Genomic DNA, 12,566 nt, shown 5'->3' on the forward strand with positions numbered 1-12,566 from the left:
CCTTCATGGTCATCATGTCCTTCATGGTCATCATGTCCTTCATGGTCATCATGTCCTTCATGATCATCATGTCCTTCATGGTCATCATGTCCTTCTTCAGAAAATTCTATCGGGTCTATACTTTCACCAATTTCAATTAGAATATCCTGGGATTTGGCTGAATTTTCTAGCAGTTCTACTAGACTTGTTGATTCATATTTCAATCCAACATAAAAAATTAGATCTGCATCTGCAATTTTTTTTGCATCTTGTGGGGAAGCCTCAAAACCATGTGGATCGACAGAATAAGGCATCAAAATATTTAGGTCAATATTATCATTACCTACCTGCTTAACGTATTCACCAATCATAGGTGTAGTCGCTAAAACGTTTAGTTTTTCTAATTCTTCGCTTTCAATTACAACTTCTGTACTATCATCTGGTGATACAACATCGGTTATTGCCTCTTCTGCACTTTCACATGCGAAAAAGATCATAACTGAAATGCTGATCAATGCTAGCTTTGATAGATGTTTAAGAAACATTTATTTTTCCTCCATAACTAAAATCTTTGGTAATTGATACTTTGTATCAAATGTTTTTTCAATTTATATTATTATAAACAAGTTTAAGGTGCTAAATATATAAAATTTATATCAATAATTTTTGATATGTAATATCAATAAATATAATAGCAACCTGTCAATTATACATTATTAATTTTTGATTTGCATAATTAATAATAATGATATTATGTATCAATTAAATTTACTATACATACATTGATTCCAAGATAGTAATATGATTTATAAATGAATTTGAAGTTACACATTATTGATACCTAGTCTCAAATATTATCAGTCTTGAATGTTTCTAATAATATCCTCTGGATTCATCTTTAATTGAATTATATACAAACCAAATTGTGTCTAGAGCTCTTACTTGACCTGGTCTATTGAACAATCTTTGTAGAAACCCTCCATCTGTGTCTTGATCTGGGAAAAATAATACTATCATAGGCGCTTCATTAGGATTATTAGCTGAGTTTCCGTTTGCAACACTTGCAATTGATACTTCAACTTCTCTCATACCATTGCACTCAGCTTTAGCATACCCTATTCCATTTTCACCATATTCATAACCTGTCATAACGCTATTTACATTTGATCTAAAAGACTCTTTTATCCAGCTAATATCCGTTATAGTTGTTCCAACAGGACATATCAAAATATATATTTCATCAAGTATATTACCATCACCATCAAAATCTATTACAGGGAATCCTTTTTCTAAGCTGAAAGTAGGGGCATCGCCAATACTTGGATCAATTAAGGTTTGAGAATATGTTGTATAGGCCCAATTTTCAATAATTGCTATAGCAGTAGGTGTAGCAGTAGCAGTAGGTGTAGCAGTAGCAGTAGGTGTAGGTATAGGCGTAGAAGTCATGGTAGCATTTGGTTGGGGTGTAGGAGTCATAGTGGGAGTAGGAGTCATAGTAGGAGTAGGAGTCATAGTAGGAGTAGGAGTTATAGTAGGTGTAGGTGTCATAGTGGGTGTAGGTGTCATAGTGGGGGTAGGTGTTGGTGTTGGTATAACAACGTCACAACTCACTTTATCTGACCAGCAGACTGGTCCAAGTCCTCTTATGTCATTTATCGGATTATCTTCTATTTTTATAGATTTTAGGCTATTCAATGTAAATATTGGCCTTACATCTCCAATATTATTATCATTCGCAATTAAGATGCTTAGGTAATCTTTATTTGATAAGGCATAAATATTTGAAACTTGATTTTCAGAAAAATCTAGTAACTCTAATGAGTTAATATTTTCTAATGAAGAAATATCACTAATATAATTAGAATTTAAGTTTAACTGCTTTAGATTAAATAATCCTGACAGAGGTGCAATTGACCTAATATCGTTTTCAAATAAATTTAAGTTTGTTATTTTAGTTAGATTGCTCAATGGTGTCAGATTCAAGATTTGATTATTTGGTAGGTCTAAACTAGTGATATTGTAAGCAAATTCTATTCCAGTTAAGTCCGAAATTCCTCTTCCTGACCCAGATAAAGAGTTCAACTTTTGCATATCACTTTCTGTTATATTTCCATCTATTTTATTTATCTCAAATCGAATGATTTTTTCTAAATTAATGTCTGGTATAAATACATCAGGTGAAGTCGGAGTGGGTGTAGATGTTGGGGTGTTGTAGACATAAGCTTCTCTATATTTTGAAGAATCAGATGATTTACTTATGGTTGGCAAGATCTTTCTCTCAAAATTTCTAGTATTCTCTTTCTCTTCATCAATAATTTGAGTAGGAATTGGATTTTGAGATATAGGATCGAGAGGACTTTGAGTAGGTAAAATAATATTATCCACCATATTTGGTGATTGATTTTCAGCTTCGGCACATGCTGAGAGCACAATTATAGAAAGAATAAATATATATTTTTTCATTAAATTACTTTTTTTTAATTATAGGATTTTTTTTTGGTATTCCATTTCTTCTTGGATAACCTTTTGGCGTTTTGCTATTTTTTTTCCAAATTATAAAATTATCTTTTGGTAAATATTTGGGGGCTTCAATGAGAATGATATCAGTTTTTTTAATACCTAAAATTTTTGTAATATATTTAGACTGTTCAAGTTCAATCTTTGGGAATTCACCTTTTGCAGTTATTACAAATCCACCAACCCTTAATAAAGGAACTGATAGTTCAGCTAGAGTTGGAAGCTTAGCTAATGCCCTTGTTAGAACAATGTCATATTTTTCTCTTTCTTCAGAAACTCCCAACAATTCTGCTCTATTGCACTGTGTATTTATTTTTCTTAATTCCATTATCGAAATAATTTCTTCGATAAATTCGCATTTTTTTTCCGATGAATCAACAAGTTTTAAGTCTAAGTCTGGGTAGATAAACTTAATTGGTAATGAAGGAATTCCCGCACCAGTTCCTAAGTCTAATACATGTAAGTTTTCTTTCAGATATAAATTATTATTTTTATAATTCTTAATCGCTTTGATGTATCTAAATGACCTTATAAGTAAGAAGTCAACTATTTCATCAATACTTTTATATCCTGTAAGATTAAAATTTTTAGATGTTTCGAATAATTTATTACTAAAAAAAATTAATTTCTCTATTACTTCATTTGAAAAATCAATATCTAATTCAAGTAAACTTTTTTTTACTTTTTCCAATTTATCTTTCGTATAATATAACTAAAGTTATAATATATTACCTTCAATAAAATTGTTATGAAAATATGTGTTTGTATTAAAGAAGTACCTGATTCAGATGTTCCTTCAAATAAACTTAAGATAGATAATGAAAATCTAGAAATAAAGCCAACTGAAAATATTTCAAATATAGTAAACACATTTGATCTTAATGCAGTTGAACTGGCATTGAGGTTCTCTGAAAATTTTGAAAATTCTTCTATATCAATAATTTCGGTAGGTCACAATCTTACAAGTGATGTAATAAAAAAGCCTATAGCCATGGGAGCAGATGAAATAATTACTTGCGACGAAGAAGGCTTAAATAATCTCGATATTAATGCAATTTCTCATATTATTTCTAAAATTATTGAAAAAACAGGACCATATGATGTTATTTTTTCAGGTAGACACGCCTCAGACTTTGATATGGCAACTGTACCATTCGCACTTTCTGAAATTTTGTCAATTCCAATTGTGAATATCGTGAAAAGCATCAAGATTGAGGGTGAAAACCTAATTCTAGATAGAGTTATTACTGATGGCCTTCAAGTCATAGAAGCTAAATTACCATTAATTATTACTGCTGGGAATCAAGTAGGAGATCCAAGATATCCTACTCTAAAAGGTATAATGGCTGCATCCAAAAAAGAAATAAAAAACTTCACTTTAGATGATTTAGAAATTAGTAAAAATGAAATAAATTCTAAAGTAAATCTTGAGGAAATATATTTTCCAAAAAATGATAATCAAGTAGAAATTATTGAAGGAAAAGATAATAAAGAGAAAGCTGCAATCTTGATTTCTAAGTTGAGAGAAGAGGGAATAATATAAATGAATATATTATCGATAATTTTTAATGAAAATGATAAGTTTGATGATTCTTGTTTAGAGATATTTTCATTTATAGATATTTTAAGTTCTGATAGTAATATTTCATCACTATGTTTTGGTGGAGATAAAAAAATAATTTCTAAGTTGCCAACTGATGAAAATTTTTATATTGATATAAATTCTGAAACAGAAAACCCCTCTCATATCATTGATACTATTGAGAAATTTCTTGAAAATAAATCGTTTGATTATATATTGTTCCAAAAAGATGATTTTTCAAATTATATTGCACCTGCAATATCATACAGGAAAAAATTTCCCTATTTACCAGATGTAAAGGCTTTAATAAATAAAAATTCAGATTTGAAATTTATAAGACCAATTCATGGTGAGGCAGCCGAAGGTGTTTACAGCATAAGTCAAGAAACAACAATTGTTCTTAAGATAAGAAAAAGTTCCTTTGAGAAGAAAGAGTTGTTAGATACTTATAATGATGTTAAAGATATTATCCTTACTGAAGCCAAAAATAATACTTTTAGGATACTTGAAACACAAAGATCAAAACCTCAAGGTATTCAACTTGAGGAGGCCGAAATAGTCATTTCTGGAGGAAGGGGATTAGGTAGTAAAGATGGTTTTAACTACATTAGAGAACTTGCCTCGATATTGAATGGGGCAGTTGGGGCATCAAGAGCTGCTGTTGAGTCAGAATGGATAGAGCCTACTAATTTAGTAGGACTTACAGGTAAATGGATTAGCCCTTCGCTTTATATGACTTTTGGTATATCAGGGGCTAGTCAACATTTAGCAGGGTGTTCAAATTCAAAAAATATAATTTCAGTTAATACAGATCCTGATGCATCTATATTTAATCATTCTAGATTTGGTGTGGTTGCAGATTGCAATGAATTTATAAAAGAAATTATTGAAGAGTTGAAAAATTCAAATTAGTAAATTAAAAAATATTTTTATAAGTTTTCTAATTTCTGTAATTTTTCTTTTCTCAGGAGATCGTTCACATATCTCTTATGTTGATAAAATTACTTCTGGAGTTCAGTTTGATATTATTTCATGGGAATTTAAGAATTTTCCAAAAAAATATTTTACTATTTTTAGCTCTGCAGATCTTAAAGAGGATCAAGTTCGTAAAGCCCTTTTGGGTGATAATGAAATTAGTCTAAACGAAATTGAGTTATTTTTAGAAAAAGAAGTCTCAAAAAAAATAAAGAATAAACTAAATAAAAATTTTTTATTTCCACCTTTAGATTTTACTTTTCAAAAAACACCTAAAGTCTTAATTATTTCTCCAAGAGATAGGATTTATCAAGAATTTGCGATGTTAATTTCTCCTGAAATTACTTCTGAAAGAATTTCAGATATAGAAAGGAAAATTTATGAAAAAAATTTATCAGGAATTATAGTTAACACAGGTGGATTTGCTGCTTATCCTAGTCTCATAAAGAAAAGATCAGATTATGACTATATTGTTTCAACAATAGCTCACGAATGGCTCCATCAATACTTATTTTTTTCTCCTCTTGGTCAGTCATATTTCCAAGGAGGTGAAATGATATCTCTTAATGAATCTTTAGCTGATATTTTTGGAGAAGAAATATCAGGCTCCAATGAAAAAAATATTTTTTATCCCGATGATTTTTATAACAATTTCATGAAAGAAACAAGATTAGAAACAGATAGATTATTATCTAATAATCAAGTACAAGAAGCTGAAATTTATATGGAAAATAGAAGGCTTATGTTGAATAAAAATGGTTATAAAATAAGAAAAATTAATCAAGCCTATTTTGCATTCCATGGTAACTATGGATCTTCACCATCTTCAATTTCAGATTACGATCAAAAATTAAGATTATTAAGAACTGAATACAAATATCTAAATGATTATATTGATGATCTAAAAAAAATAGACTCAATTGAAGAATTTAACAGATTAATAATTCTAAAAACGACTGAAAATTAATAAAATAATATATAATTGTAATTATGGAATTTCTAAAGAGGACATTTGGTATTGCTAAATCATATAGACCCCCTTCAGGAGGAGGTCGTGAGGAATATGATATTTCCTTTCAAGAATTTTTTGATAATCTCAAAAAAAATATACCTTTCTTAAATAATTTACCCAATGGAAATAAATCGTATATTGTTATTGGATTAGTTATATTGTTAATTATTTGGGCAGCATCAGGAATATATACAGTTGGCCCTGATCAACAAGCAGCTACAAGAATGTTTGGAAAATTTCAGTCAATTCAAGGTAATGGATTGCATTGGTGGTGGCCTTCTCCTATAGGTAAAACAGATACAGTTGTTGTTACTGCTACCAGACAATTAGAACTAGGATTTAGATCCGAAGGCCAGGAAATAACTAAACCTGTCAGATATGAATCAATGATGATCACAGGTGATGAAAACCTTGTAGATGTTCAAACTGTAATTCAATATAAAATTATAGACTTAAGGAAATATTTATTCTTTGTTGATGACCCAGGAGAACAAGACCGTGATGTAAGCCCTGGAAGTCCAGATGGAGTTACATTACGAGATATAACTGAGACTGCTCTTAGACAAGTAGTAGGTAAGAGAAATATCGATGATGTTCTAACTACTCAAAAAGGTGAAGTTCAGGATGAAGTTCTCAGGCTAATGAAATCCCTTGCGGAAAATTACAATACAGGTCTTGAAATAATTGCAGTAAGATTACAAAATGTTAACCCACCTGTACAAGTTCAGGATGCTTTTGATGACGTAACCCGTGCTAGAGAAGAAAGAGATCGTATAATTAATTTGGCTCAAGCATATCAAGAATCAGAAATTCCAAAAGCTATCGGTGAAGCAGCTAAAATAACTGAGTCTGCAAATGCTTTCAAGCAAGGAAGGATTGCAAGAGCAGAAGGTGAAGCAGAAGGGTTTAAAAAACTGCTTGAAGCTTATGAAAAATCTCCAGATGTTACAAGGCAAAGACTTTATCTTGAAATGGTCGAAAGAGTCTTTCCAAATTTTAATAAGTACATCATTAATGATTCCAAAATTTTACCTCTATTAGATATAGAACCAAACTAATAAATTATGAAAAAAACAACTCCAATATTAATAGGATTAGCAATACTAGCAGTAGTAGGGTTTCAATCAATATTTACCGTTGATGAAACAGAAGTAGCTATCGTAACAACTTTTGGTGAGTTTAAGGCCTCATACACTGACCCTGGATTAAAAACAAAAGTTCCATTTATTGATTCTGTTACTAAATTTGATAAAAGGCTCCAGAGAGTTGATGTGCCACCTGAAACGATTCTAACAGAAGATAAAAAAAGAATTAGAGTCGACGCATATGCTAGATATAAGATCATAAACCCATTGCTATTTTTCAAAAATCTTACTAATGAAACTACAGCTGATTCTCGAATTGGAAGTATTGTTGCTTCTAGATTAAGAGAAGAAATTGCTCAAGATACACAAGATGAGGTAATTTCAGAAAAACGTGAATCTGTAATGAAAGCAGTTACAAATACATCTAATTTATTTGAAATTTCCGAGCCTGAAGCATTATCTATGGATAGCGGTTTGCAAAGTCCTGATTTGTCATTTTTTTCAAAATCACCTGGTGATAATTCTTTTAGTCCTGTAACCTCTGATATGAAGGCTGCTATCTTAAATAATACCTTAGATGCAACCATAGAGCTAAAATATTTTATCCCCTTGCAAGATGTATGGGGAGTTGAAATTATAGATGTAAGAATAAAACGAGCTGACTTCCCAGATGAAGTTGAAGCCTCAATATTCGAAAGAATGGTAGCTGAGAGATTTAGAAAGTCTAGTGCATTTAGAGCTGAAGGAGAACAACAAGATAAAGAAATTCGAGCTTTCGTTGATAGGGAAGTGGAAATAACACTTGAAACAGCAAATGGTCAAGCTGCTATAACTCGAGGTGAGGGTGAAGCTCTTGCTATTGAAGCATTAGCTGAAGCTTTGAAATCCGACCCAGAATTCTATGGATTTGTAAGATCTTTAGAAGCATATGAAAATTCTTTAGATGGATCAACAATTATTTTGGATCCAACAAGTGAATTATTTAAGTACTTAGAAACATATTCAAACACTAAATAGTTTTAGTCAAAACTTGTATTTCTATTAGCCTTGAGATCTTCCCAGACATCATTTATTGAAACCATATTAGTGCCTAACTGTTGACCTGTGGTTCTCTTTCCTCCAGCAGATTCAAGGAAACCATAAACTATACCAATAGCATATCCGTCCTTATCAAGTATAGGACCTCCTGAATCTCCGGGATCAGCAGCAGCATCAAAGACTACAATAGAAACTTTTGAATCAACTTCATCTCCCCTATAATATGATTTGCCTTTCTCAAATTGAAGTGTTGTATCAGCTAACTTTACATAACTTATAATACCTGAATGGCTTGAAGGTACCCCTGGGTTCCCAGCTGAGTATCCTAAAGTAAAAACATCTTTTCCAATATCTCTAACATCAACCTCTCTTGTTTTTATTGGTTCAATGCCATGATCTAATTTTATGGCAGCTAAATCTCTCTTCCTATCAACTCCAAATACATTACCTGCAAAGCTTGTATATCCTGCCGCTTCGCCAGACATTGGTATATGAACTATCACATTTTTATTTGAACCAACTACGTGTTCATTAGTTATAATCCATCCCTCTTCTATTACCCAGCCTGTTCCAGTGCTATTTCCAACCTCAATCATCAATACTTTTTCTCTATTCTTTTGATAAATATCATAAGCTGCATCGAAACTATATATACTTTGCGGAGTAGGTGTAGGTTGTGGGGTTGGCATAGGTGCTAGCTGAGGAACTACTTCTGGTATAAATTCTTCTATAATAAAATTATCTCTTTCTTTAGAAAACTCATTAACATCATTAGCATAAACTTCTGCAATCTCTTTTGCAATCTCCTTAACACTTTCTTCTTGAAAAGGTATAACTGTAGGTGTAGGCTGAGGAGTTGAAGTTGGTAATGGAGTCGGAATAGGTTGTGGGGTAGCTGTACTTATATTATTTATATTATCCATTGAAATTCTTAGTGCTCTTGCATCAATAGTAGCTTCTATATCAACTGCTTCACCACAGGAAAATGAAATTATAATAATTAAAAAAAATCTTTTCATAATTTCATTTTATTCAAATCTAAAATTATTGCTGAAATTAGTTGTGTCATTCTATACTCATTTAATTCATCAGATAATAATAGGTTGTTTAGTATCGCAATTGAAATATTTTGTTCAAATGAGCCTAATCCAACACAAGAAACTAATCCTGAATGACCAAAAGTCTCTGAGTTATCATTAGAACTTATATTTATTATCTTACTATTTAATCTTACTCCTAGGCCTAGTTTAGTAAACTTTAGTTCACTATTATAATCATTTCCTTCTATATGAGATCTCAAAATATTCTTTTTAAATTTTCTTCTTAACCATTTATTATTATTTATAAGTTCGTTATAGAATTTTGCTAAATCATAACTATTTGAAATACAAGTTCCTGAAATTAGTGGAATCTGATTCGCATAAAAAATATTAAATATTGTTGGAATAGTTGTAAGTTTCGAAGAGTTATGTCTAATTATTTTTTTTGGATATTTTTGTGTTCTTGAATTGAAAGATATGCTACTTAATCCCAGAGGATCTCCTACTAAATCTTTGAAATTTTCTTCAAATGTTTTATTGGTAACTCTATAAATGAGTTCTCCTAATATCCAACCATAAGTTACCTCATGATAAGCAATTCTTTCTCCAGGTTCTGATTCTGGAATGTAATTTTCTATCCATCTCGATACCCTATTTAAGTCTGTGTAATCTCTATCAGACAGACTTGAGGTTAGTGAGACTCCTGAAGAATGTGTGAGCACATGTTTTATAGTAATTTTATCTTTATTTTTCTTTCCAAATTCTGGCCAAAATTTACATATAGGATCGTTAAAATTTATAATTTCTTTTTCAACAAGCTTCCAAATTATTGCAGCTATTAATGGTTTTCCAGCAGAAAAAATATAAAAAGAACTGGTTTCACCTATTTTTTCAAACTCTTTTATAAATTTATTTTTACTAAATACAGATATAGATAAATCTTTAATAAAGCCCTTTTCAGTAAGTTCCTTTATTACTTTTTCAGTATTTATGGGAACCATTTATGATTTGAAAGGAATAGTTTGTGGACCCTCTGGTAAAACACATATTGAAGGATTACTAATTTTAGTTTTAATTTCTTCAATAATTTTTTCAACATTTTCTATTTTTGAAAGATGAGCTTCTGAAGTATCTAATTCATTAAGTTTTGAATATAAAAACACTTTATTTTTTTCTTGTAATTGAGCTTGAATTTGTAACTGCCATTGATCAGGCTCTAATGTGTCACTATTTCTTAGACGTTCAATATATTCTTCAGGATTATTTACAGATTTCAGTAATTTTTCATAAGGGCTATTAAATGGAATTCCATCTGAGCACTCTGAGATTGCAATTATGTATCCTCCCGGTTTTGTTATTTGGGAAGCAGCAGAAACACCCTTAATTGTTTGGTATAGATTTTGATCCAAAGGATATCCGGAATTTGAAGTAATAACTAAATCATACAGTTTTTTAGTTTCTATCATTGAATCTTTTCTTACTTCATTACAAGCAATACTATGTTCTGAAAATAAATCACCTGAAAAGATCCCAGTGATGTGGTTTTCTCTATTCAGAGTTAGATCAACTGAAAAATCAGGTTTTAATACTCTTGATATCTCACTTATTTCTTCATGAATAGGATTACCTTCAATAATTCCCCAAGAAGATTTGAGATTATTTATTCGATCATAATCATGTAAGTTCATAATTGTTTCTATTCCTGCAAGACCTGGAGCTGTCATTTTGGGACCCCCTGAAAATCCCGCAAAAAAATGTGGTTCTACGAATCCTGTTGTAATTCTTAAATCGCAGGAAATCCATTCTTTATTAATTAAAATAGGAGTTTTTTTTGATGTTTTACCTAAATTTTTAAGATTAGAGCTATCCTCTGAATCATGGATTATAATTGTAGTATTAGAAATTATTTCAGTATTAAATATTTCATTAATTTCTTCTTTTGTAGTTGCTCTATGGCTTCCAGTAGCAATGAATATTATTAGATCTTCTTTTCTTATACCATCAAAAGTTTTTAGTAAAGAATTAATTATTTCATTTCTAGGTTGAGCTCTAGTATGATCACAAACTGAAACCCCAACTTTCATTCCCTTTTTGTAAAGAGATCCTAATGGGAGTGAGTCAATAGGATTTTCTAGTGACTCAATAATTTTACTTACTGGATCAGATAATTTTTTTTTATGATTAGGTAATAAAACATCTGAATTATCAGGCAACTCAAAATACACACCCTCCTTACCATAATCCATCTTAATCTTCATTTTTACTCCGTTTAATTAAGATTCCTACATTATTAGATATTTTTAATGCCTCAGGTTTATTAATCTTTACTTCAACTTCCAATACCTTTTCATTTCTTAGGCATAGAAAAGCTATCTCTTTACCCATTGTTTCAATTAGTTCAAAATTATTTTTTTCAACTAATTCTTTGATTGAATAACTTATATTTTTATAATCTACAGTTTCTTCTATCTTATCTCTATTATTTTTCTTAATTTTTTCAATAAAAAGACTTAAGTCAATTATGACTGGCTGTTTTGTATTCTTTTCCCAATTATTTATTCCTATCACAGAATAAAATTTTAGACCCTCAATAAAAATCTTATCGTAGTTTTTCATAATCAATAAATATGCCTTCCTCCATCTAAGTAAATTTTTTCACCTGTAATAAAATCATTTTTTAGTAACATTTCGATACATTCATTTATTTCAGACATTTTTGCAATTCTTTGTATAGGTCCAAGATTGATTTTTTGAGGTATACGATCTGGCTCATCCGCAGGAGGCAACATAGCTCCAAAAGCTATTTCATTAACTTGGAAATTTGGTGCCATAGATACTGCTAAAGATTTAGTCAGTCCAAATATTCCTGATTTAGAGACTCCATATGAAAACCTATTAGTTCTTGCTGTTTTCCAGTCACTAATATTAATTATTTTTCCCTTACTTAGATTTTTATTTTTGAAAATATTTTGAGCTAAAATAAAAGGTGCCAATACATTTACAAAATAGTCTTCTCTTAACTCATTAATTGTAGTATTTTCTAAATTATTTTTTCTAAATGTTGATGCATTATTTATTAATATACTTATTGGTCCTAAAGATGCATTTACTTTTTTGTAGAGTTCTAAGCATTCAGACTCTACTGAAAGATTTGCATTAAAGATTTCTGATTCAACATTATTACTCATAACTTCATTTAAAGTTCTAATTGCATTTTCTTTAGAATTATTATAATGAATTGCTACATTAACCCCAAGTTTAGATAAATGAATTGCTATTTCTCTACCAATTCTATTCGCAGAACCCGTGATCAGGGCATATTTACCTTTAATTTCCAA

The 12,566-nt window shown here is 30.3% G+C and carries 13 protein-coding genes; 5 read left to right on the forward strand and 8 right to left on the reverse strand.

All coding sequences use genetic code 11. The annotated features are described in order from the left end of the window. The 3 genes from MK083_03925 to rsmG form a co-directional block, all read right to left on the reverse strand. Window positions 1-524: metal ABC transporter substrate-binding protein (locus MK083_03925; GenBank protein MCH2673602.1), on the reverse strand; the 524-nt coding region annotated here is incomplete at its 3' end. A gap of 328 nt (window positions 525-852) precedes the next feature. After that, window positions 853-2,442 (reverse strand): hypothetical protein, encoded by a 1,590-nt coding sequence (locus MK083_03930; GenBank protein MCH2673603.1) that lies wholly within the window; start codon window positions 2,440-2,442, stop codon window positions 853-855. A 4-nt stretch (window positions 2,443-2,446) separates the two neighbouring features. Continuing rightward, on the reverse strand, window positions 2,447-3,187 hold the full coding sequence (gene rsmG, locus MK083_03935) for a 16S rRNA (guanine(527)-N(7))-methyltransferase RsmG (GenBank protein MCH2673604.1): 741 nt from the start codon (window positions 3,185-3,187) through the stop codon (window positions 2,447-2,449). 57 nt (window positions 3,188-3,244) lie between these two features. Here rsmG and MK083_03940 point away from each other — a divergent pair, with 57 nt between their 5' ends. The 5 genes from MK083_03940 (at window position 3,245) to hflC (ending at window position 8,167) form a co-directional block, all read left to right on the forward strand. Further along, window positions 3,245-4,039 carry an electron transfer flavoprotein subunit beta/FixA family protein gene (locus tag MK083_03940; protein ID MCH2673605.1) on the forward strand — a complete coding sequence of 265 codons (795 nt, stop codon included), beginning with the start codon at window positions 3,245-3,247 and terminating at the stop codon, window positions 4,037-4,039. Next, window positions 4,040-4,990 carry an electron transfer flavoprotein subunit alpha/FixB family protein gene (locus tag MK083_03945; protein MCH2673606.1) on the forward strand — a complete coding sequence of 317 codons (951 nt, stop codon included), beginning with the start codon at window positions 4,040-4,042 and terminating at the stop codon, window positions 4,988-4,990. It abuts the gene before it with no gap. A 205-nt stretch (window positions 4,991-5,195) separates the two neighbouring features. Then, window positions 5,196-6,020: a hypothetical protein gene (locus tag MK083_03950; protein MCH2673607.1), complete on the forward strand. Its 825-nt coding sequence runs from the start codon at window positions 5,196-5,198 to the stop codon at window positions 6,018-6,020. A 23-nt stretch (window positions 6,021-6,043) separates the two neighbouring features. After that, window positions 6,044-7,123 carry an FtsH protease activity modulator HflK gene (gene hflK / locus MK083_03955; GenBank protein ID MCH2673608.1) on the forward strand — a complete coding sequence of 360 codons (1,080 nt, stop codon included), beginning with the start codon at window positions 6,044-6,046 and terminating at the stop codon, window positions 7,121-7,123. Window positions 7,124-7,129: 6 nt separating this feature from the next. Then, window positions 7,130-8,167 carry a protease modulator HflC gene (hflC, locus tag MK083_03960; GenBank protein MCH2673609.1) on the forward strand — a complete coding sequence of 346 codons (1,038 nt, stop codon included), beginning with the start codon at window positions 7,130-7,132 and terminating at the stop codon, window positions 8,165-8,167. Between the two features lie 2 nt (window positions 8,168-8,169). On the opposite strand, the gene MK083_03965 is transcribed toward hflC, so the two are convergent. Genes MK083_03965 through MK083_03985 form a run of 5 tightly spaced genes read right to left on the reverse strand, consistent with a single transcriptional unit; the run spans window position 8,170 to window position 12,566 of the window. Further along, window positions 8,170-9,207, reverse strand: a complete 1,038-nt coding sequence (locus tag MK083_03965) for a trypsin-like peptidase domain-containing protein (GenBank protein MCH2673610.1) — start codon at window positions 9,205-9,207, stop codon at window positions 8,170-8,172. After that, window positions 9,204-10,229: a beta-lactamase family protein gene (locus MK083_03970; protein MCH2673611.1), complete on the reverse strand. Its 1,026-nt coding sequence runs from the start codon at window positions 10,227-10,229 to the stop codon at window positions 9,204-9,206. The genes MK083_03965 and MK083_03970 overlap by 4 nt, the downstream gene beginning before the upstream one ends. Beyond that, window positions 10,230-11,486, reverse strand: coding sequence for a nickel-dependent lactate racemase (larA, locus tag MK083_03975; GenBank protein MCH2673612.1), 1,257 nt, complete (start codon window positions 11,484-11,486; stop codon window positions 10,230-10,232). Next, a complete protein-coding gene (gene folB / locus MK083_03980) occupies window positions 11,476-11,844 on the reverse strand; it encodes a dihydroneopterin aldolase (GenBank protein MCH2673613.1) in 369 nt (122 codons plus the stop codon). The genes larA and folB overlap by 11 nt, the downstream gene beginning before the upstream one ends. 2 nt (window positions 11,845-11,846) lie before the next feature. Continuing rightward, window positions 11,847-12,566 carry an SDR family oxidoreductase gene (locus tag MK083_03985; protein ID MCH2673614.1) on the reverse strand — a complete coding sequence of 240 codons (720 nt, stop codon included), beginning with the start codon at window positions 12,564-12,566 and terminating at the stop codon, window positions 11,847-11,849.

It is taken from the genome of Dehalococcoidia bacterium, assembly GCA_022451965.1.
Classification (GTDB): Bacteria; Chloroflexota; Dehalococcoidia; order Lucifugimonadales; family Lucifugimonadaceae; genus TMED-70.